The 21,534-nt window shown below is 61.3% G+C and carries 22 protein-coding genes; 10 read left to right on the top strand and 12 right to left on the bottom strand.

The features are described from left to right. Positions 1-52 precede the first annotated feature (52 nt). The 6 genes from VFE81_RS24540 (at position 53) to VFE81_RS24515 (ending at position 4,606) form a co-directional block, all read left to right on the top strand. The gene (locus VFE81_RS24540) at positions 53-577 is read left to right on the top strand and encodes a DNA-binding protein (protein WP_325047061.1); all 525 of its coding nucleotides are present in this window, start codon (positions 53-55) and stop codon (positions 575-577) included. 249 nt (positions 578-826) lie between these two features. Continuing rightward, complete coding sequence (locus tag VFE81_RS24535) at positions 827-1,252, top strand: DUF1178 family protein (RefSeq protein ID WP_325047060.1); 426 nt, start codon at positions 827-829, stop codon at positions 1,250-1,252. Positions 1,253-1,300: 48 nt separating this feature from the next. After that, entirely contained in the window at positions 1,301-2,497 is a 1,197-nt protein-coding gene (locus VFE81_RS24530) for an acyl-CoA dehydrogenase family protein (protein WP_325047059.1), read from the top strand. A 10-nt stretch (positions 2,498-2,507) separates the two neighbouring features. Next, positions 2,508-3,635: an acyl-CoA dehydrogenase gene (locus VFE81_RS24525; protein ID WP_325047058.1), complete on the top strand. Its 1,128-nt coding sequence runs from the start codon at positions 2,508-2,510 to the stop codon at positions 3,633-3,635. Positions 3,636-3,671: 36 nt separating this feature from the next. Further along, positions 3,672-4,130: a MaoC family dehydratase gene (locus tag VFE81_RS24520; RefSeq protein ID WP_325047063.1), complete on the top strand. Its 459-nt coding sequence runs from the start codon at positions 3,672-3,674 to the stop codon at positions 4,128-4,130. After that, the gene (locus VFE81_RS24515; protein ID WP_325047057.1) at positions 4,127-4,606 is read left to right on the top strand and encodes a MaoC family dehydratase; all 480 of its coding nucleotides are present in this window, start codon (positions 4,127-4,129) and stop codon (positions 4,604-4,606) included. Before VFE81_RS24520 ends, VFE81_RS24515 begins: the two co-directional genes overlap by 4 nt. Before the next feature lie 131 nt (positions 4,607-4,737). On the opposite strand, the gene VFE81_RS24510 is transcribed toward VFE81_RS24515, so the two are convergent. The 6 genes from VFE81_RS24510 to VFE81_RS24485 all read right to left on the bottom strand — a co-directional run bounded on the left by VFE81_RS24510 (position 4,738) and on the right by VFE81_RS24485 (position 11,220). After that, positions 4,738-5,439: a glutathione binding-like protein gene (locus tag VFE81_RS24510; RefSeq protein WP_325047056.1), complete on the bottom strand. Its 702-nt coding sequence runs from the start codon at positions 5,437-5,439 to the stop codon at positions 4,738-4,740. Between the two features lie 252 nt (positions 5,440-5,691). Next, positions 5,692-6,951, bottom strand: a complete 1,260-nt coding sequence (locus VFE81_RS24505; protein WP_325047055.1) for an acyl-CoA dehydrogenase family protein — start codon at positions 6,949-6,951, stop codon at positions 5,692-5,694. A gap of 62 nt (positions 6,952-7,013) precedes the next feature. Further along, positions 7,014-8,120, bottom strand: coding sequence for a phosphotransferase (locus VFE81_RS24500; RefSeq protein WP_325047054.1), 1,107 nt, complete (start codon positions 8,118-8,120; stop codon positions 7,014-7,016). Between the two features lie 20 nt (positions 8,121-8,140). Beyond that, a complete protein-coding gene (locus VFE81_RS24495) occupies positions 8,141-8,857 on the bottom strand; it encodes a histidine phosphatase family protein (protein ID WP_325047053.1) in 717 nt (238 codons plus the stop codon). 21 nt (positions 8,858-8,878) lie between these two features. Beyond that, a complete protein-coding gene (locus VFE81_RS24490) occupies positions 8,879-9,667 on the bottom strand; it encodes an oxepin-CoA hydrolase, alternative type (protein ID WP_325047052.1) in 789 nt (262 codons plus the stop codon). Next, complete coding sequence (locus VFE81_RS24485) at positions 9,664-11,220, bottom strand: 3-hydroxyacyl-CoA dehydrogenase (RefSeq protein WP_325047051.1); 1,557 nt, start codon at positions 11,218-11,220, stop codon at positions 9,664-9,666. Before VFE81_RS24485 ends, VFE81_RS24490 begins: the two co-directional genes overlap by 4 nt. 126 nt (positions 11,221-11,346) lie before the next feature. Between VFE81_RS24485 and VFE81_RS24480 the strand changes: the two genes are divergently transcribed. Further along, complete coding sequence (locus VFE81_RS24480; protein WP_325047050.1) at positions 11,347-11,994, top strand: glutathione S-transferase; 648 nt, start codon at positions 11,347-11,349, stop codon at positions 11,992-11,994. A gap of 109 nt (positions 11,995-12,103) precedes the next feature. Here the strand turns inward: VFE81_RS24480 and VFE81_RS24475 are convergent, their stop codons facing one another. Both VFE81_RS24475 and VFE81_RS24470 read right to left on the bottom strand, forming a co-directional pair. Beyond that, positions 12,104-13,276 carry a pyridoxal phosphate-dependent aminotransferase gene (locus VFE81_RS24475; RefSeq protein ID WP_325047049.1) on the bottom strand — a complete coding sequence of 391 codons (1,173 nt, stop codon included), beginning with the start codon at positions 13,274-13,276 and terminating at the stop codon, positions 12,104-12,106. Positions 13,277-13,412: 136 nt separating this feature from the next. Then, positions 13,413-13,901, bottom strand: a complete 489-nt coding sequence (locus VFE81_RS24470) for a putative toxin-antitoxin system toxin component, PIN family (RefSeq protein ID WP_325047048.1) — start codon at positions 13,899-13,901, stop codon at positions 13,413-13,415. 57 nt (positions 13,902-13,958) lie between these two features. Here VFE81_RS24470 and yaaA point away from each other — a divergent pair, with 57 nt between their 5' ends. Both yaaA and VFE81_RS24460 read left to right on the top strand, forming a co-directional pair. Beyond that, positions 13,959-14,741: a peroxide stress protein YaaA gene (gene yaaA, locus VFE81_RS24465; protein ID WP_325047047.1), complete on the top strand. Its 783-nt coding sequence runs from the start codon at positions 13,959-13,961 to the stop codon at positions 14,739-14,741. A 34-nt stretch (positions 14,742-14,775) separates the two neighbouring features. After that, positions 14,776-15,930: a M14 family metallopeptidase gene (locus VFE81_RS24460; protein WP_325047046.1), complete on the top strand. Its 1,155-nt coding sequence runs from the start codon at positions 14,776-14,778 to the stop codon at positions 15,928-15,930. Between the two features lie 114 nt (positions 15,931-16,044). Here VFE81_RS24460 and VFE81_RS24455 read toward each other — a convergent pair whose 3' ends face one another. From VFE81_RS24455 to VFE81_RS24440, 4 genes are all read right to left on the bottom strand, one after another. After that, a complete protein-coding gene (locus tag VFE81_RS24455; RefSeq protein ID WP_325047045.1) occupies positions 16,045-16,710 on the bottom strand; it encodes a BspC domain-containing protein in 666 nt (221 codons plus the stop codon). A gap of 167 nt (positions 16,711-16,877) precedes the next feature. Continuing rightward, positions 16,878-17,552, bottom strand: a complete 675-nt coding sequence (locus VFE81_RS24450; RefSeq protein WP_325047062.1) for an energy-coupling factor ABC transporter permease — start codon at positions 17,550-17,552, stop codon at positions 16,878-16,880. 112 nt (positions 17,553-17,664) lie between these two features. Beyond that, positions 17,665-18,540, bottom strand: coding sequence for a response regulator transcription factor (locus tag VFE81_RS24445; RefSeq protein WP_325047044.1), 876 nt, complete (start codon positions 18,538-18,540; stop codon positions 17,665-17,667). 218 nt (positions 18,541-18,758) lie between these two features. Then, the gene (locus VFE81_RS24440) at positions 18,759-19,973 is read right to left on the bottom strand and encodes a DUF2863 family protein (protein ID WP_325047043.1); all 1,215 of its coding nucleotides are present in this window, start codon (positions 19,971-19,973) and stop codon (positions 18,759-18,761) included. A gap of 271 nt (positions 19,974-20,244) precedes the next feature. On the opposite strand from VFE81_RS24440, the gene VFE81_RS24435 reads away from it, so the two are divergent. Further along, positions 20,245-21,360 carry an AI-2E family transporter gene (locus VFE81_RS24435; protein WP_325047042.1) on the top strand — a complete coding sequence of 372 codons (1,116 nt, stop codon included), beginning with the start codon at positions 20,245-20,247 and terminating at the stop codon, positions 21,358-21,360. The last annotated feature ends 174 nt before the right edge of the window (positions 21,361-21,534 follow it).

The raw sequence follows: 21,534 nt of genomic DNA, 5'->3' as shown, positions 1-21,534 counted from the left end.
GAAAGTGTTCGAAGGGCAAAAAGCCTGAAGCTGGATGAAGCAGGAGTAGCTTATGGAATATGTGTTCACCTTGAAGTACCGCCTCGCTGCGGAAGATTGCGATCTTGATGAGATTGTCGAGCGCTTGGGCGAAGCCGGATGCGACGACGCCACTATCGGCGTGGGGCAACCGGGTCGCATTGCGCTGCTTTTTGCTCGCGAAGCCGCGTCGGCGTTCGAGGCGCTTGTCAGCGCACTCAAGGATATTAAACAGGCAGTGCCGTCTGCACGTCTTGTCGAGGCGGGACCGGATTTCGTCGGCCTCACGGATGTCGCAGAGGTAGCGGGCGTGTCACGGCAAAACATGCGCAAGCTGATGCTGAGCCACGCAATCGACTTTCCGCCGCCGGTTCATGAGGGCAGCGCGTCGGTGTGGCATTTGTCGGACATCCTGGACTGGCTGACTGAGCGTGGCGGGTATGACATCAAGGCGGACGTATTTGATGTCGCGAAATCGGCCAAGCAGATCAACCTCGCCAAAGAGGCGCTTAAGCTCGAGCCGCGGCTTAACCGCCGGCTCGAATTCCTTGTGGCGTAAAAGGGACCCGCGGCAAGCGCGCCAACCCATGAACTCCACCCAATCGGTGCGTTCTTTCATCTGTGGGTTCGGTGTGCGGTTTGCCGGTTGAGCTACCTTCGGCAGTCCGTTGCGCAAAGCGTTAAAATCGCCCACCGCGTTCGATTTGTCGGCGACGCCTGGCGTCAACGCACCGTCCGTAAAAATTTACGAACGACCGTTCACAAATTTCCATTTTGCGCTAAACTGGCACGCAAGCCCTGATTCCACATGAAGGTCCTCGATTTACAGTGCCCGCATGGCCATCGGTTCGAAGGCTGGTTCGCTTCGGCTGATGACTTCGAGTCGCAGCAGTCCCGCAAGCTCGTCGAATGTCCGATCTGCGGTGCGAATGAAGTGAGCCGTCTGCCGTCGGCGCCCCGACTGAATCTGTCGGGCGCGACTGACACGAAAGTCCCTGCGGGTGCGGGGGACATGCAGGCGCGTGTGATGCGCGCATTGCGCGAGGTACTGGAAAAGACCGAGAACGTGGGCGACCGCTTCGCTGAGGAAGCACGGCGCATTCACTACAACGAAGCGCCTGCACGCAATATTCGCGGTGTCACGACACAGGAAGACGCGAAAGCCTTGGTCGAAGAAGGCATCGAAGTGATGCCGCTGCCGGTCCCGGCTGCCTTGAAGGAACCGCTGCAATAGCGCAGTGGCTCACTGGCAGCGGGCGGTTGCGGCCAGGAGACACGACGCATGAATCTGGACTATTCCCCCGCTGACGACGCGTTTCGCGCCGACATCCGCGCTTGGCTCGAAGCGAATCTGCCTCGCGAGCTGAGCGACAAAGTACTCAACCACAAGCGTCTGAACCGCGAAGACTTTGCGGGCTGGCATAAGCTGCTCGGCACGCGCGGCTGGTCGGTCATCGCGTGGCCGAAAGAATACGGTGGCCCTGGTTGGGATGCGACCCAACGGCACATCTGGGACGAAGAGTGCGCGCGTATCGGCGCGCCGTCCGTGTTGCCATTCGGTGTCTCGATGGTGGCGCCCGTGCTGATGAAGTACGGCAATGAGGCGCAGAAGCGTCACTATTTGCCACGCATTCTCGACGGTACGGACTGGTGGTGTCAGGGCTATTCCGAACCGGGCTCCGGTTCCGATCTGGCCTCGCTGCGCACGCGTGCCGAGCGCGCAGGCGATCACTATGTGGTCAACGGTCAGAAAACCTGGACCACGCTTGGCCAGTACGCCGACATGATGTTCTGCCTCGTGCGCACCGACAGCGGCGCGAAAAAGCAGGAGGGCATCTCGTTCCTGCTGATCGATATGAAAACGCCAGGTATCACTGTGCGCCCAATCATCACGCTCGACGAAGACCACGAAGTCAACGAAGTGTTCTTCGAGGACGTAAAGGTGCCGGTCGAAAATCTGGTCGGCGAAGAGAATCGTGGCTGGACCTATGCGAAGTACCTGCTCGGGCACGAGCGCACCGGCATCGCGCGTGTCGGGCAATCGAAGCGCGAACTCGTATTCCTGAAGCGCCTCGCGCTGGATCAGCGGAAGAACGGTAAACCGTTGCTGCAAGATCCGGTGTTCGCCGCGAAAGTCGCGAGCCTTGAGATCGAATTGATGGCACTCGAAGTCACCGTGCAACGCGTGGTCGCCAATGAAACGGGCGGACGTGGGCCGGGACCGGAAGCCTCGATGCTCAAGATCAAGGGCACAGAAGTGCAGCAAGCGCTGACCGAACTGATGTTCGAGGCAATCGGACCGCTCGCCGCACCGTTCGACGTGCCATTCCTTGAAGGCGAACGCGAACATAGCCTCGCCGGTGACGATGACGCCGCGCCGCTGGCCGCGTATTACTTCAACTTCCGTAAGACGTCGATTTACGGCGGCTCGAACGAAATTCAAAAGAACATCATCGCGCAGATGATTCTGGGACTTTGAGGAGCGGCGCATGGACTTCACTTTCAACGACGAACAACAGCAATTCGCTGACGCGCTGCGCCGCTATCTGGACAAGAGCTACGGGTTCGAAGCGCGCCAGGCGATCGCGCAATCGGAAACCGGTGTGTCGGATGCGCACTGGACAGCCTTCACGGAACTGGGTCTGACTGCCTTGCCGGTGCCGGAAGCGCAGGGTGGCTTCAACGGCAGCCCGATCGACATGCTGGTGGTCATGCAGGAGCTCGGCCGTGCTTTGGTGGTCGAGCCCTATTGGGCGACCGCGGTGGGTATCGAAGCGCTACGGCTTGCGGGCAGCGGGCAGGGCGAAGACGCCGCGCTGCTTGAACGCGCGGCTCAGGGCGAAATCAAGCTGGCAGTGGCATTTCACGAGCCGCACGCACGCTACGATCTGTTCGAGGTCGAGACGGCTGCGAGCGGGCAGCGCGAGCAGCAGACATTGACCGGCACGAAGTCGGTTGTGCTGCACGGCGCGCAAGCGGATTACTGGATCGTGCCGGCACGGCTGAATGGCGAGATCGCGCTCTTTGTCGTCGCCCGCGATGCGGCCGGCGTCAAAATCACTGACTACCGCACAATCGATGGCCAACGCGCCGCGACACTCAAGTTCGATAGCACCCCGGCACGCCAACTCACCGGCAAACACGCCGGTGCCGCAGCGCTCGAGCACATCGCAGACTACGGCACGGTATTGCTGTGTGCGGAAGCGGTCGGCGCGCTCGACGCACTGAACCACGCCACGGTCGAGTACACGAAGACGCGCCAGCAGTTCGGTCAACCAATCGCGCGTTTTCAGGCGTTGCAGCATCGCATGGTCGAAATGCTGATTCATGCCGAGCAGGCGCGTTCGGTCACCTATCTCGCGGCCGTGCGTTACGCGAGCACAGACGCCGACGAACGTCGCCGCGCGGTCTCAGCGGCGAAGGCGCGGGTCGGTCAGGCCGCGCGTTTCGTTGGTCAGCAGGCGGTCCAATTGCACGGCGGCATGGGCGTCACGAACGAAGTCGCGGCGGCGCATCTTTTCAAACGTCTTGCTATCATCGAAACCACATTGGGCGATGTCGATCACCATCTCGCGCGGTTCGCCGCGCTGCCCGGTTTTGTCTCTGCCGAAGCTTGATCAGCCGGTCGAATCGGATAAGAAAGAGGTGTGACGATGGGTTTGAGTTTCGAGGACATGGTAGTCGGCACGACTACTGAAGTCGGTAAACATACTTTCACGCGAGAAGAGATTATCGAGTTCGCGGAGAAGTTCGATCCGCAGCCGTTTCACCTGGACGAGGCTGCGGCTGCGGAGTCGCCGTTTCGCGGACTGGTCGCGAGCGGCTGGCATACCTGTTCGGTCATGATGGGCATGCTGGTGCGCAACACGATCGCGGGCTCCACGTCGATGGGATCACCCGGTATCGACGAGATCCGCTGGTTGAAGCCGGTGCGCGTTGGTGACACGATCACGATGATGAACGTCGTACTCGATAAACGCGTTTCGGAGAGTAAGCCGGACCGCGGTATCGTTTCGACGCAGTGGGAAGGCATCAACCAGCACGGCGAAAAAGTGATCACGGTGCGCTCCAAGGGCTTGTTCGGATTGCGCAATCCGGGAGCCGTGTCATGACGGGCAGCAGCGCAGTGTCTGCCGCAAGCTTTGGCGATGCAACGGCGTTGCGTGCGCTGGTTGGCGCTGAACCGCTCGTTAGCGACTGGCTGACGGTCGATCAGGCGAGCGTCGATCGTTTTGCCGAAGCCACCGGCGATCACCAATGGATTCACGTCGACCCCGAACGGGCGCGGCGTGAGTCGCCGTTCGGTGGTCCGGTCGCGCATGGGTTCATGACGCTGTCGTTGATTCCGGCGCTGCTCGGCAAGACGGTGGCGCTCGAGCAGCGCATGGGCGTCAATTACGGATTGAATCGCGTGCGGTTCACGTCGCCGGTGCTGGTCGGCTCACAGCTGCGTGCGCGGTTTGAAGTGAAATCCGTCACCGACGTCGAAAACGCCGGCGTACAGGTTGAGTGGAATGTGACGCTGGAGCGGCAGGGTAGTGAGCGGCCGGTATGTGTCGCGGAGTTCATCACGCGGCATTACTTCTAGCGTTTCAGTGCATGAATGTTGGCAAAAAAGCGCGAGCGGCACTACGGCCGGCTCGCGCTTTTTTATGCAGACACTTCTGCGAACGCAATGTCATCGCCACGATCAGCGCGGACAACGACACAGCGGCGAAATTAGCGCTTCGCGTACTGCGTCGCGCCGAATAGCATTTCCTTAGCCTTATCGTCCATGAGCGGCTTGCGGGCTGACGCCAGCACGTCGACGCCGCGCACCACGGCCGGACGTGCGGCAATCTCCTCATGCCAGCGCTTCACATTCGGAAGCGTGTCGAGTTCGATTCCCTGGTTTTGCCACGAACGGGTCCACGGAAACGCGGCGATGTCAGCGATCGTGTAGTCGTTGCCGGCCAGATACTGTGTCTTGCCGAGCTGCGTATCCATCACGCCATACAGGCGCCGTGTTTCGTTCGTGTAGCGATTGACCGCGTATTCGATCGGCTCCGGCGCGTAGATGCGGAAGTGGTGCGTTTGCCCGAGCATCGGCCCCAAACCGCCCATCTGGAACATCAGCCACTGCAGGGTCGCGTAGCGTGCTGCCGGATCGGTCGGCAGGAACTTGCCGGTTTTCTCGGCGAGATAAATCAGTATCGCGCCCGATTCGAATAGCGCAAACGGCTTGCCGCCGGCGTCCTTGGGACCCTCGGAATCGACAATCGCCGGGATCTTGTTGTTCGGGCTGATAGCGAGGAATTCGGGTTTGAACTGGTCCCCCGCGCCGATATCCACGGCATGCGCGGTGTACGCGAGGCCCGTTTCCTCGAGCATGATGTGAACCTTATGGCCGTTCGGGGTTGCCCAGCTATAGACGTCGATCATCCTGGCTCCTTCGTTTCATGAAAGCGGCGCCACAAGGGGCGCCGCAGTTGACGAAAATTAGAGCACAGATCGGACGATGCTGCTGGCCGTGAACCCGCGCGATCGGAGGCCGCGCCGCGCTCCCCGTCATGCTTGTGCGCGAGCGATCACCCTATGCATGCCGTCGTCGAGCACAGCCGGCTGGTCGCGAGCCGGCTGTGCGTGTTTCGCAGTCTCGATTTCGCGCCACCGGCTACCGCCTCAACCCTGACCTCAAACCCGCGTAATCGGCGTCTCCACGCGAGCCGCAGCACCCGCATCCATATAGCGCGCCAGTTCGAGCTTGGCGATCGCATTGCGGTGCACTTCGTCGGGGCCATCGGCGAAGCGCAACGTCCGTGCGGATGCATACGCATACGCCAGTGGAAAATCGTCACTGACGCCGCCGCCGCCGTGCGCCTGGATCGCCCAGTCGATCACCTGGCATGCCATATTCGGCGCAACCACCTTGATCATGGCGATCTCGCCGCGTGCGCCTTTGTTGCCAACCGTGTCCATCATGTACGCGGTCTTCAGCGTCAGCAGACGCGCCTGTTCGATCATGCAACGTGCTTCCGCCATGCGTTCCTGTGTGACGCCTTGCGCGGCAACCGGCTTGCCGAAAGCGACGCGTTGCATGGAGCGTTTAGCCATGAGTTCGAGCGCGCGCTCGGCGAGGCCGATCAAACGCATGCAGTGGTGGATGCGGCCTGGGCCGAGACGGCCTTGAGCGATTTCGAAGCCGCGCCCTTCGCCGAGCAGCATGTTGGCAACCGGCACGCGCACGTTTTCGAGTGTGATTTCCATGTGGCCGTGCGGCGCGTCGTCGTAGCCGAATACGGTGAGCGGGCGGTGCACGGTGATGCCGGTGGCATCGGCGGGGACCAGAATCATTGACTGCTGCGCATGGCGCGGCGCCTCAGGATCGGTCTTGCCCATCACGATGTAGATCTTGCAGCGCGGATCCCCCGCGCCGGACGACCACCACTTGTGGCCATTGATCACGTAGTAGTCGCCGTCGCGCACGATGCTCGTCTGGATATTGGTCGCGTCCGACGACGCCACTTCCGGCTCCGTCATCAAAAATGCCGAACGGATGTGCCCTTGCAGCAGCGGTTCGAGCCATTCCCGCTTGTTCTCGTCGCTACCGTAGCGCTCGATCGTTTCCATGTTGCCGGTGTCGGGCGCGCTGCAGTTGAACACCTCCGGCGCCCAGGGCACGCGGCCCATGATCTCGCACAGCGGTGCGTATTCGAGATTCGTCAGACCGGCGCCGCGTACCGATTCAGGCAGGAACAGGTTCCACAAGCCGGCGTCGCGCGCCTTCTGTTTCAGTTGTTCGATTAGTTCGGTCGGGAGCCACGCGTTGCCGTTCTGGCGATTGCGCGCGATCTCGGCGTAGAAAGCCTGCTCGTTCGGATAGATGTGCTCGTCGAAGAAGGCGAGCAGTTTCTCGCGCAGCGCCTGAACCTTCGGGGTGTAATCGAAATTCATGTATGACCTCGCGGATGACGAATGACGTTTGTTCGGGAGCGCAACTTGATGTGCGGGTCTGCTTAGCGCACCTTCTGTGCGTAGCGCCAGGCGAGTTCGGCCATCGGCTTCGCGCGACGGCCGGCATCGAGCGCCTGAGCGCTGGCCGCAGTGCCGTCGACCACTCGCTTCATGATCCCCTGCAGGATCGCGGCGATGCGGAACATGTTGTACGCCAGATAGAAATTCCAGTCGCCGTGGATCTCGAAGCCGGTGCGCTTGCAATAGCGCTCGACGTACTGTGCTTCGTCGGGAATGCCGAGGGCCGCCCAGTCGAGACCCGCAATGCCGCGGAATTGCGCCGGATCGACGTGCCACGCCATGCAGTGATAGGCGAAGTCGGCGAGCGGGTCGCCGAGCGTCGACAGCTCCCAGTCGAGTACGGCAAGTACGCGCGGCTCGGTGGGATGGAAGATCAGGTTGTCGAGCCGGTAATCGCCATGCACGACCGAAGCGCGCTCGGTCGTTTCCGCTGGCATATGGTGCGGCAGCCATTCGATCAGGCGCTGCATCGCGTCGATCGGCTCGGTCTCGGACGCGATGTACTGCTTGCTCCAGCGGCCGATCTGGCGTGCAAAGTAGTTGCCCGGTTTGCCGTAGTCGGCAAGACCGACTGCTGCGACGTCGACGCGATGCAGTGCGGCGATCACCCGATTCATTTCGTCGTAAATCGCCATGCGCTCCGTGGGCGTCATGCCGGGCAAAGACTGGTCCCACAGCACGCGGCCTTCGACGAACTCCATCACGTAGAACGCCCGGCCGATCACGCTTTCGTCTTCGCACAAGGCGAGCATGTTCGCGACTGGCACGTCGGTGTCAGCCAGCGCATGCATCACGCGGTATTCGCGTTCGACCGCATGCGCCGAGGGCAGTAACTTCGCGGCCGGCCCGGGCTTGGCGCGCATCACATACGAGCGCGACTGCGTGACGAGTTTGAACGTGGGATTGGACTGACCGCCGGCGAATTGCTCCAACGTGAGCGGTCCGGCAAATCCGTCGACATGCTGGGCTAACCACGCGGCGAGCGCGTCGCTATCGAAGCGTTGCCGCTCGTTAACCGGGCGCGTGCCCTCAAAGGTCGAATAATCCGGCTTGTGTTCTGGTTCGCCGGTCTGTGTGGCTTGCACCATGTGTCTCCTCCAGTTCGGGGTCAGCTACGCTTGTATTGAATAAATTGTGCGTAGAGCATTTCCATCGTGGTGTTGCGAACGTCGCGATGTAGCGGCGACGGCGGTGAATAGTTGATCGTGCGCAGCACCCAGTCGCGCGGCTCGGTGCCGACGTCGAGCGCGTTGATGCAACCGGTAGCCTGCGCCAGGTGGCCGAAGAAAGTGCGGCCGCCGGCGGTAATCGCGTGCGAGAGAATCGCGCGATTCACGCCGCCGTGTAGCACCAATAGCACGGTGTCCCACGACGTGTCCTCGCGCAACGCCGCCACTGCGGGCAACACGCGGTCGAATAAAGCGCCGATGGTTTCGCCGTCGAGAAAGCGCGTGCTTTCCGGCACGATGCCGTCGAACACACCGAGAAATGCCGCCTCGATATCCCGCAGCGGAATGTTGCTGAGTTTGCCACCGCGAATTTCCTGCCATGCGGGCTCGATTTCGAGCTCGATCTGCTGACCGGTCTCGCCCAATACGCGCTGCGCGGTTTCGATCGTGCGCGGCAAACCGCTCACGATCACCCGATCGAACCGGACTTGCTGTTCGGCGAACACGCGGCCTGCTGCGCTTGCCTGCTCGCGGCCGTTGGCGTTCAGCGGCACGGTTTCAGGATCGATCGCGCGGCCGCTATCGTCGAAGTAGGTCACGTCGCCGTGACGCATCAGGAAGATGCGGCGGCGCTTGGGGAGTTGGTATTCAGGCATCGTCCCTTGGTTCGCTTATGTTCACTTGTAGACTGGAGCGCGTTTTTCGAGGAACGCGGAAATCCCTTCGAGACCGTCGCGATGATGCAGGGATGCGACGAAGCCGTCGCGTTCGGCAACCAGATGTTCAGCGAGTGGCTGTGCGCCGGCCGCGCTGATAAGCCCTTTAATGCGCGCGACCGAATTCGGCGAAATCTTGCCGAGCTCGTCAGCCCAGGCGACAGCGGTGTCGCGCACTGTGCCGGTCTTCGCCAGTTTGTTGACGACACCTAGATCGAAGAGACGCGTGGCGCCGATCGGTTTGCCTTCGATCAGCACTTCGGTCGCCAGCTGACGTGGCAACGCTTGCGCGAGAAACCACGAACCGCCGCCATCGGGCGTGAGACCAACGCGCGCATACGACATCACGAACTTGGCGTCTTCCGCGGCGACGATCAGATCGCACGCGAGCGCGAGCGAAAACCCCGCACCGGCGGCGGCACCGTCAACGGCGGCGATCACCGGCTTCGACGACAAACGCAGCGCCGAAATCCATTCGCCGAGCAGATCGATGCTCTCCGCCTGCACCGACGGATCTTTCGCGCGGTTCTCCAGCAGGCGATTCAGATTGCCACCGGCACAAAAGAAGTTGTCCGCTCCGGCAATCACGACGGCGCGGATGGAGGGATCGCGCTCCACCGATTCGAGCGCTTCGATGCCCGCGGCATACATGTCCGGATGCAGCGCATTGCGTGCGCCGGGGTTCGACAGCGTGAGGACTAACGTTGATTCGCTTTCGGTCGGGCGCGAGGTCAGCAGTTCGGCGCTCATTGTTGTGTCTCCGTTTGAATGTCGGCAGCGTCGCGTTGTGTCAGCGACAGACCAAGTTGCGCTCGCCTTGCAAGCCAGGGCGACGGACGGTAGCGCGGGTCGCCGAGCACGCTGAAGATATTGCGCAAGATGGTGAGGATCGTTTTCGCGCCGAGTGCATCGCCGAGTGCGAGCGGTCCGCGTGGGTAGCCGAGGCCAAGCGTTACGGCGAGGTCGATATCGTCCGGCGTCGCGATCTGCTTTTGTGCGATGTCGCAGCCAATGTTGACGATGGTCGCCACGATGCGTTGTGCGACGAAGCCGGTCGAGTCGCGGATCACCGTGACGGGCACGCCGTCGGCGGCAAATAGTGCGTGTGCGGTCTCGCGGGCGGTGCGGCTGGTGGTGGGAGTCGTCATCAGCGTGCGACGCGGCACGACGCCCAGCGGGAAGAGGGTATCGATAGCGACAACGCGAGTCGCATCGAGTGCTTCGTCGACGGCAGCGGTGGTCGCGTCATGACCGAACGGTGTCACGATGATCAGCGAGTCCGCTGCGGGCGTGGCGCCTTCGTCGAGTTTTACACCGGCCTTGGCGATGAGTTGCACGACCGCTTCATGCGCTTGCGGATAGCGTTTGCTGACCCATACGCTTTGGGGCAGTTCAGTCGGCGCGGGCGCTTCTGCGGGCACCTGCTGCTTGCCGTCTTCGTAGCGATAAAAGCCTTCGCCCGTTTTGCGGCCGATCAGTCCGCCCGCGAGCCGCGTGCCCGTGATCGGTGACGGCGTGAAGCGCGGTTCTTCGTAGAACTGGTGATAGATCGACTCCATCACTGGATGCGATACGTCGAGCGCGGTCAGATCGAGCAGTTCGAACGGCCCGAGGCGAAAGCCCGCCTGCTCGCGCATGATGCGGTCGATGTCGGCGAAGCTCGCAACACCTTCGCCTGCTACGCGCAGACCTTCTGTATTCATGCCGCGACCGGCATGATTGACGATGAAGCCGGGCATGTCTTTCGCGCGCACCGGCGTGTGGCCCATACGGCGCCCGAGTTCCATCAGCGCGTCGCCGATGGCGGGATCGCTGCGCAGGCCGTCGATCACTTCGACGACCTTCATCAACGGAACCGGATTGAAGAAGTGATAACCGGCCACCCGCGACGGATTCGTGCAGCCCGCTGCAATGGCCGTAATCGACAACGACGACGTGTTCGACGCCAGCACGCAACGGCCGCTCACCACCGTTTCGAGTTCGCGAAAGAGCGCTTGCTTCACCTCGAGCTTTTCGACGATCGCTTCAAGGACCAGGTCACAATCGGCCAGATCGCCGATGACCTGCGCGCCGCTCACGTTCGCCAACGCGGCGAGCGAGCGGGCCTGATCGAGCTTGCCTTTGGCGGTCAATTTGGCGAAAGTCTCGGCAAGGTAGTCGCGCGCGGCGCCGATCGCAGTGGGATTCGTGTCGTAAAGACGCACGGTGAGGCCCGCCAGCGCGGCAATCTGGGCGATGCCACGGCCCATTGCACCGGTTCCGACAATGCCGATAGTCTCGATACTGAAATTGCGAGAGGTCATTGTGATGCTCGACTCCATGGTTATTTTAGAATAGCACGATCGTGCAATTTAATGGATGATTGATCGAAGACCGCTGCTTTGATTTTGACGAGCGGTCTCAAACAACCCGAAGAAAGGAGACACCCGATGATCAAGCTGTGCGGTTTCGCGCTCTCTAACTATTACAACAAGGTGAAGTTCGTGCTTCTCGAACACGGCATTCCGTTCGAGGAAGTCTTTGTGATGCCGAGCCAGGAAGAGACCATGCTCGAGCATTCTCCGCTCGGTAAGGTGCCTTACATCCAGACTGAGCACGGCGATCTGTGCGAATCGCAAAGCATCGTCGAGTATCTGGCCGCGCGTTTTCCGGACAAGGCGATTTTTTCCGCTGACCCGTGGGAAGCGGCCAAGGAGCGCGAGTTGATCACGTTCGTGGACGTGCATCTCGAACTGACCGCCCGTAATCTTTACAAGGAAGCGTTCTTCGGCGGCACCGTGACTGACGCGACCAAGGGGCGCGTCGAGAAGCTGCTTGCGCATCACATTGTCGGCTTCAAGCGGATCGCGAAGTTCGGACCGTATTTGCGCGGCGAGCATTTCAGTGTCGCCGACGCAGCAGGTTTTGTGAGCTTGCCGCTGGTGGGCATGGCGACGCAGACCATCTACGGCCGCGATCTCCTGCTCGAGGCCGGCGTGGACTGGAAAAGCTATGTGAAGGCAATCAACGCCCGGCCGGCCGCGCAGCGCGTGACCGAAGATCGTAAGGCGTACATCGCGGCCTCGCGTCCGGCCTGACGTGCGGCGGATTTGCGGGTGAGATGAGCTCGGGCGTGCAACGCACGCGTGGGCGGCTGCGCGCGATGGCGAGGAACGTGGGTTCGTTCGCAGCATCGCGCGGGGCGTCCTAGAGCCGCGCCAGCCGGTCGAGCGCGGTGGCGAGGGTGGTTTCCTGCTTGGCAAAGCAGAAGCGCACCACGCCCGATTCATGGGCCTCGTGATAGAACGCCGACACCGGAATTGCCGCGACGCCGATCTCGCCGGTCAGCCATTGTGCGAATTCGGCTTCGGGAAGATCGCTGATCGCCGAATAGTCGACGCACTGAAAGTATGTGCCCGTGCAAGGCAGCAGCTTGAAGCGTGAATTCGCGAGGCCGGCGCAGAAGAAGTCGCGTTTCTTCTGATAAAACGCGGGGAGATCCAGATACGGTGCCGGATCCTTCATGTAGTCCGCGAGGCCGATTTGCATTGGCGTGTTGACCGTGAACACGTTGAACTGGTGCACGTTACGGAATTCAGCCGTGAGCGCGGCGGGCGCGGCCACGTACCCGATCTTCCAGCCGGTGACGTGATAGGTCTTGCCGAAGCTCGACACCACGAAACTGCGCTGCGCCAGTTCCGGATAACGCGCCATGCTTTCGTGCGGTGCGCCGTCGTACACCATGTGTTCGTAGACTTCGTCCGACAGGATCAGCACGTTGGTGCCGCGCACGATTTCTTCGAGCTTGCGCATGTCTTCCGCCCGCCAGACCGTACCGGTCGGATTGTGCGGTGTGTTGATCAGCAGGAGCCGCGTTTTCGGCGTGATCGCAGCGGCGAGCTTGTCGAACGGGATTGTGTAGTCGGGTGCGTCGAGCGTGACGAACACCGGCTTGCCGCTGGCCAGCTCGATCGACGGCAGGTAGCTGTCGTAGGTCGGTTCGACCACGATCACTTCGTCGCCCGGATGCACCGTGCAGAGAATCGCGGTCAGCAGCGCCTGCGTGGCGCCCGCCGTCACGGTGATCTCGGTAGTGGCGTCGTAGCGGCGGCCGTACAGGTTCGCGATCTTGTCCGAGATTGCCTGACGCAGCGGCGCGGCGCCGGCCATCGGCGGGTATTGATTGTGGCCGTCGCGCATTGCGTTCGCGACCGCGTCGACAATGCGGGGATCGCAACCGAAGTCGGGAAAGCCCTGGCCGAGGTTCACCGCGCCTTTTTCGGCGGCGAGCGCACTCATTACAGTGAAAATCGTCGTGCCGACGTCCGGCAGGCGGGACGGAAACGAGGGACTCATGGGCGTGTCGTGCGGTGCATTCATGGCGCTGTCCGGAGCGTGGTCGAGTGAGTTGGCGAAATTGACAGGGGGCGGCGTTCGAAAAGGACGAAACCCGATTGTAGGGAATCGCGGCGCTGCGTGCGCGCGGTCGCCCCGACGTTGGCCATCCGGCCAGGGTTCATACGGGTGCGGGCTCGTCCGCGATGGTCATGCAGGCGCTGACGAACGGACGCGGCTGTGCAATCTGGAAACCGAAGTCACGCGCAATCCGTTTGGCGAGTTTCAATACCGCGCGATCTTTCGACACTAACCAGTCGGCCTGCGCGGCGTGCGCGAGCTCGAGGAATTTCTGGTCGTCGCGGTCTTTGCATTTGGGCAACGGCCTTGCATTTTCCGCCGGTGCCGCAGGTTCGACCAAGTGCGCCAAGCGTGCGACGACGGCAAGCGCCGCCGCCTTGTCGACATTGCGATGCACGAATTGCGGATAGTCGAGCACGTAGGTGAGTTCGGCGAGGCAGCGCGCGTCGATCAGCGCGGCGAGCGCGCCACTTTCGAGCGCGGCGCGAATCGGCCGCGTGTGCGGATCGTCGAACACGAGAATATCGATCCAGACATTGGAATCGAGGACGACGCGCAAAGCGCCGTGTGAGGCATGGGAACCGGGCATTCGTTACAATCTGGCTTTCGTCTTTGACCGCCAGGCACGGCGTGCCTGCAAGCCTCTATGATAATCGTTCTGTCGCCGGCGAAATCGCTCGACTACGAAACCCCCCCGCACGTCAAAAAGCACACGATCCCCGATTTCGTCGACGATGCAGCCGAATTGATCGGCGGATTGCGCCTTTTGTCGCCGCAGCAGATCGGCTCGTTGATGAGCATTTCCGATCAGCTTGCGCATCTCAACTTCCAGCGTTACGCGGACTGGTCGCCCAGCTTCGGCACGCACAACGCCAAGCAGGCGGTGCTCGCGTTCAACGGCGACGTGTATGAAGGCTTCAGCGCCAGGACGTTGTCGTCGGCTGATCTGGACTACGCGCAGAATCACGTGCGCGTGCTTTCCGGCCTGTACGGATTGCTGCGCCCGCTCGATCTGCTGCAACCGTACAGGCTCGAAATGGGTACGCGCTTTGCCAATACGCGCGGCAAGGATCTGTATGCGTTCTGGGGTGAGCGGATCACGCAGGCTTTGAACGCGCAATTGAAGAAGCGCGCTGCCGCCTCGCGCGTGCTGGTCAACTGCGCTTCGGGCGAGTACTTCAAGTCGGTCAAGCCCAAGCTGCTCGACGCGCCGATCGTCACGCCGGTGTTCGAAGACTGGAAGGGCGGCCGCTACAAGATCATCAGTTTCCACGCAAAACGCGCGCGCGGTTTGATGGCGCGCTATGCGGTCGAAAACCGTCTCGACAAGCCTGAACAGTTGAGAGACTTCAACTCAGAAGGCTACGCATTCGACGCCGAAGCCTCGAACGATTCCACTTACGTATTCCGCCGCCGCATCGCCGACTAAGCGATTGCCGCGCACACAGGCAGGGAAAAACATCATGACGTTATCGATTACGAGCAACTTCGACGCAGGCGCGATCGAAGTGCTGGCCTGCGAAGACGCTGGCAACATCCGTCTGCGCGTACGGCCCGACAGCCACGCCGAGTTCGCGCAGTGGTTCTATTTCAGGCTGTCCGGCGCGGCCGGCGAGCGTTGTGTGATGACTTTCGAAAACGCCGCGGCGTGCGCTTTTGCCGAAGGCTGGCGCGACTATCAGGCGGTGGCAAGCTACGACCGGGTGAACTGGTTTCGCGTGCCGACTTCTTACGACGGCCGCGTGCTGACGATCGACCACACACCAGATTTCGACCGCATCTACTACGCGTATTTCGAGCCGTATAGCGAGGAACGTCACTCGGAGTTTCTCGGCGCGGTCCAGCAGATGCCGCAGGCCACGCTCACCGAGTTGGGCAAGACGGTCGAAGGACGGCCGATGTCGCTGTTGACGCTGGGCACACCGCAAACCGGCGACACGCCCAAGAAAAAGATCTGGCTGATCGCGCGCCAGCATCCTGGCGAGACGATGGCCGAATGGTTTGTCGAAGGTCTCATAAAGCGTCTCGCGGGTTGGGGCGATTGGGCGGGCGATCCGGTGGCGCGCAAGCTCTACGATCACGCGGTGTTCTACATCGTGCCGAACATGAACCCGGACGGCAGCGTGCACGGCAATCTGCGTACTAACGCGACGGGCGCGAACCTGAACCGCGAATGGATGGAGCCGGACGCCACGCGCAGTCCTGAGGTGCTGGTGGTGCGTGACGCAATTCACGCGACCGGCTGCGACCTCTTTTTCGATATCCACGGCGACGAGGCGCTGCCTTACGTGTTCGTAGCCGGTTCCGAAATGCTGCCGGGTTTCACGGAGCGGCAGGGAGAAGAGCAGAAGGCGTTCATCGAAGCCTTCAAGCATGCGAGTCCAGATTTCCAGGACAAGTACGGCTACGCCGCGAGCAAGTATCGCGAGGACGCGCTCAAGCTGGCTTCGAAGTACATCGGCAACGAATTCGGCTGTTTGTCTTTGACGCTGGAGATGCCGTTCAAGGACAACGCCAATTTGCCGGACGAGCGGGTGGGTTGGAATGGCGAGCGTAGCGCGTCGCTGGGCGCCGCCATGCTGCAGGCGATTTTGCGGCACGTGGAGACGTTTGCCTAACCGGGCGGCTGTATAAAAAACGGGGCACACACTTTCAAAGTGTGTGCCCCGTTTTTTTGGGAGGGCGGCAAGACCGGCGGCGAGGGTTAGTTGAAACGGCTGCGGGTCTTGCCGTTATTGAGTCTTTTTCGCCGAGGATTTTTTCGCAGTCGATTTGCCCGAAGACTTGCTGGAAGTCGTTCGCGAAGATTTCCCCGAGCTTGCCTTTGAGGACTTGCCGGTCGCTTTCTTCGTAGTTTTACCGCTGGCGGAGTGCTTGCCCTTCACACTCTTATGCTTGCCCGAGGACGCTCGCGCTCCCGTAGATCCGGAACTATGTGCACGGGCTGGCGGCACTGGATCGTTCCAGCTGAACGCCAGCATCTGGGCGCCCACATAGCCGCAACGGAACTTGAGATCGGCCGGATCTCCGCCGCCACTTTGGCGGATACCGAGACCCTCGACGGTGACAATGTTGTCCACCTTGACGCGCTGCTTGCCCTCGTCGAACGAATCGTTCCAAGGTGTGACCGACGCATGCGCGCTGTCGAAGGAGCTGGGTGGAAATTCGACATGGTCGAAGGCGGTCGATGTGCTCGCAACAAAATTACCGTGAGCAGCGCAGTCCGCAACTAGCGGGTCTGCATGCATGTCATTGACAAACTTGTTGACGAGATCGTTGTGCTGTTCGAGTTGATCGGCGTATGCGGGAGCAGTGCATATGAGCGAGAGACCCGCTGCAAATGTTGCTAACCGGCCGACCAACCGCAGCAATCGGCGCGGTACGTTGGTGCTATCCATCTAGTTTGTTAGACGCTAATGAGACGTGAGGCACGTAAGATGCACGGCGGGAGGTAGGAGTTCAATCCTGACACAAATATTCTGTCCTGTCGTGGTGCGTGGACGCGGGCGCTTTATGTGCCGAGACAGCCGATAGCCGCAGAAACGTGCTTGGTGCCGCGCCCGTGTCAGATACGTGGGCCGCCCAATCGGTATCGACGCACATCATAAGTGGTGACCCACGCCGGGCGGTAGACCGCGATCAATGCCGTCGACATGCCCGTGAACCAGGATTCGCCAGTGGCTAGTAGAAGCACGCTGAACGCGTAGCCGGCCGGCACCACGGTCATCGAACCGTCGGCGAGTGCAATGTGAACGCCGAGCGCCGCGGCCGCCGTGAGTGACACGGCAATGGCAGGTGAGACAAAACCCTGGCCGAAGATAAACATAAAGAGATTACGCGGCAACCAGGCGATGCTGGCGCGCTGGATCAAGGTAGAGATGCCGACAGGCAGCGCACCGAACACGATGAACGTTAGCGCAATGCCCTGCCAGGGGGCGTCGAAAACGACAGCGGCGAGACCGGTGACTATCGCCATGGCGATCAGCGCCAGCGCCCAATCGAATAATGTGACGACTAGCGTGGCGCCGAGCAGGTGCATGACAGTGCCGTCGTCGAGCCATGCGTTGCTCGCCCACAGGACCGACACCGCGACGATGATCGCGAGCCAGACATGCTGGAGTGTGCCGTCCTGAAGTCGTTTGAAAGGATTTTTCCACAGCGCGAGCGCGACCACTATCGCAGTGGCGATCCAGCCACCGACAGCGACCCAGAACGGAAGCGGTGTGTAGAGGAAACCCATGTATCTCATATTACTCGTTGGACGAGAAAAGGTGTGAGCGGATTCCATGCCAGCCGGCGCGAACGCTGCCAGAAAACGCGCGTTCCGATTCTGGCGCGAGCGCCGGCTGACGTTATGCCGAACCTTGCGTGACCTGCTCCGTCGCCGGCCCGGCGGGCGCATCGCCGTAAGGCGTGCTCGGTTCGGCTGCCATCGGCAGCGTGTCGGCTGTGTCGTTCGCGGGCAACGGATACTGGAAGCGCCGCAGCGTGCGGTGCCGCAATGGCACCACGCCAGCTTGTCCCATTACCGGACGAACTGGTTGCTCGCCATCGTTGCGCAGTACTTGCAAATGAGCCGACAGCCAGCCGTTGTAAAGCGCGACCGCGGCGGCGCGGTTGGGCGCCCCGAGTTGCTGGAATATGCTGGTCAGATGGATCTTGACGGTGCCTTCACTGATGCCGAGCGTCCGCGCGATCATCTTGTTCGTGCTGCCCATGTGAACGCAGCGCATGATCTGCTCCTGGCGGGGCGACAGGCCGTTGGAAAGTTTGGTCCGACGTGGCGGTGGACTCTTCTCGTCGAATGGCCGGATGGTGGCATCCGGCGGTAGCGGAGGGTTGAGCGCCAGCGCGCCGGGCGGCACATAGTGACCACCGAGCAGGACCATCTCGAAAGCGCGCACGATCAGGCACGGATCGGTTTCGCGAGGGATTACGCCGAGCACGCCTTCGTCCATGAGGTCCCGCACGGCAGTTGGCGAGACCTCGTCGGTCATCACCGCAATGCGCAAGTCCGGGTAATGGCTGAGCAGACGACGGGTATCGTCAACCGACATCCAGTCCTGCCAATCGATCACAAGCAGGTCGGGCCGCAGGCGCTTGAGCGCACGTTCAACCTGACGCCAATCCTGTGCTTCGTTAAAGCGCGCGAGCCGGTCGATTTGCCGCAGCAGTGCTTTGAGTCCATCGCGTCGTTCCGCGTCTGAGTTGAGTATTGAGAATCGCATGCCATGTCTCCAGATGAATCGGGCGTGGTGGCGCGATGCATGCGAGCCGGCGAAGGTGCCGGCCGCATTACGATGCACCACTGGCACTATCATGACAAATTCCTTCCGTTTTGGCGGCCTGTCCAAAAGGCATAGGAGGAATGACATAAAAAAGCCCCGCACGCGGCGGGGCTTCCTGAGGTCGGACGGTGCGGCGCAATGACGCCGATGTCGGTGGGTCAGTGGAAATGCGGTTGCGCGGGTTCCGCGTCTTCAGGCATTTCAGCGTGGACGATTTCGCCGAGCGGGTCCGCGTAGAGCGGGACACCGCAGTCATCACAATATTCCGGCTCGAAGCGGCCCGAGTGGCGACGGACGTCTGTCACACCGGTTTCCTTGAGCAATGCGACGATTTCTTCGAGTGGGTCGTCTGACGCAGCGGTTTCTTGCGGTTCTTCATCAATGCCCGGTTCGCCGTTTTCGCGGCCATAAAGTGGCCACACGACGCCGTAGATCACATCGTTGCTGCCTCGGCGCGTGAAGCCGACGCGGTATTCGTCAATGCGGCGCTCGCCGAAGCCCGCGACAACCGCGCGCAACTCCTGGGGCGCCGCGCCAATTGTGTCGAACAGATAGCGCACGGCGGTACGTACCGTGTGAGGGCGCACACGTTCGTCGGCGTCGCGGCAGGCCGAATAATAGGCATCCGGCAGCAGACACTCGAATTCACATCCGGGCAGCGCCAACGACAGATTGGCGCCGCCTTGCGTTGCCCATTGTTCGAGGCATTGGCCACGCTCGATCCGAGTGCCGTTTTCTTCTTCCTGCCAGCGAAACGCCGGTTCACCCACCGGCGCCGCGACCACAGCCAGCAGAAAGCGTGGGTCGGCCAGGATTGGCGAGGTTTCCGGCAGTTCGCCGAAATTGAGTTTGGCGTTGGCGCCAGCCATCGCTGCTTGAGCGAGTTGCTGGGCAATGCGCCAGGTTTCGACGTGGTGACGCGGCAGTTGATCGATGCTGTACAGGAACGGCACCATGGCGACACGCGTATTGCCCGCGAGCACATGCGCCTGCAGGTGCGCGCGCAGCGCGTCGGCGGCATCCGGTTTGAGCGGGCCGGAAGGAATCATGTAGCGAGTCCAGGCCAGCACGGGCGCGGCAATCAGCAGCGCTTCATAAGGAACGCCTTCATGTTCGATGATGAACGACTCGCTGTGCGTTTCCGCCATGTCGGCGAGTGCGCCGTAAGCATCAGGATGATTCTGCTGCAGATGATCGAGCGCGGCGTCCAGCGTAGTCTGGTTCGCGTTGCGGACGATCTTGGCCAGCAGCGCATCGAGCTTCGCTTCCCAGAAGCGGTCTTCGGTGCGGCTGCCCGACGCGAAAAGCGCGAGCGAGAGACCGACGAGCTTGTCGGCGTCGGGAGGGAGACGTTTGGCGATTCGCGAGCGCATAAATCCAGAAATTTGGGGGCACAGAACCTTATATTCTAGTCTTTTCTATGCCGCCATATTATTTAGCTGACTATGCCGGATGGATTGGGACGTTTCCGCATTAAAAATAAGCCTGTTGCGGATGCTGCCAGATGCGTTGCACGGCGTCTTGGCCGGATGATATAAGACAGGCCCGGAGGCGTGACTCACTTCTATACTGACTGCGTTCAGTGGGCGCCTCGCAAGCGCATGTCTATTCGTCGCTGTGGTCTGGCACAACAGGAGATTCATAGTGAAATCGGACCAACTGATTGAACGTCTCGCCGCAGTGTTCGCGTTGATCATATTGGTGGGCGGCTCTCTGCTGGTGCTTGCGCCTTTTACGACCGCGCTGTTGTGGGGCGCCATTCTCAGTTATAGCTCGTGGGGCCTGTACCGGCGGCTCACTACGGCAGTCGGAGGGCGGCGGAAGCTGGCTGCGACGTTGATCGTGTTCATCATTCTGGTTGTAGTGCTTGGTCCGTTCGTCTATGCGGGCTTCGCTTTCGGTGCGCATGTTCATGACATCGTCGCACTGATACAAAGGCTCTTCGAGGCTGGCTTGCCAGATTTGCCGCCGTGGGTTGGGCGAATCCCGCTAGTCGGCTCGAACATCGAGGCGTTTTGGGCGAATGTAACAAGTAGCAACTCTGAGTTGATCGCGCAAATGCGTGCACTTGCGGCGCCGGCCGGCAAGTGGATTCTGGCTGCTGCGATTGCTGTTACGCACGGTTTGGGTTTGTTGGCACTGAGTATCGTGCTCGCGTTCTTCTTTTATACCGGAGGGGAGGGCGCGGCGGCCTGGCTGAGGGCGGGCATGCGGCGCATCGCCGGCGAACGCGCCGATTATTTGCTGGCGCTGGCGGGCAGTACGGTGAAGGGCGTGGTCTACGGGATTCTCGGCACGGCGCTTGTGCAAGGGATTCTCGCTGGCTTCGGTTGCTGGATTGCGGGCGTCCCGGCGCCGGCGCTGCTTGGGCTGGCGACATTCTTCCTGTCGGTGATACCGGGCGGCCCTGTTGTCGTCTGGTTGCCAGCGGCGATCTGGCTGTATCACGGCGGCGCAACGGGTTGGGCAATCTTTCTGGTCGTGTGGGGCGTGTTGGTCGTCGGCATGTCCGACAATGTCATCAAGCCGATCCTGATCGGTAAAAGCAGTGACATGCCGCTAATCCTGGTGATGCTGGGTATCCTGGGCGGCGCGTTTGCTTTCGGCTTCCTTGGTGTTTTCATCGGCCCAACGTTGCTGGCGGTTGCCTATACCGTGCTGCACGACTGGACGATCGGTGCCCCGGCAGCGCGCGCTTCGGCACCCGACGCGGACCTGTCGGTTGTTGATGAACCGGGTCGCATAGAAAAGGCGCCTTGAAATAAATTCCAGATACCGCTTGCAAGGCGCCGCTCGGCTCGCTAGAATCTCGCTCTTTCGTGCTCCGGACGCCGGGGCACGGGAAGCGGGAGAGCCAGCAGTGGCAAGGCTTTGCGCGAAGTGAGCGGGTTGAGAAAGTTGGAAAAACCTGTTGACGGCGTAGCGAAAGTTCTC

Origin of the sequence: Paraburkholderia sp., assembly GCF_035656215.1 — a bacterium.
Taxonomy (GTDB): domain Bacteria; phylum Pseudomonadota; class Gammaproteobacteria; order Burkholderiales; family Burkholderiaceae; genus Paraburkholderia.
Note: the sequence above shows the minus strand (reverse complement) of the source record. Positions and strands in the feature narration are given on the sequence as shown.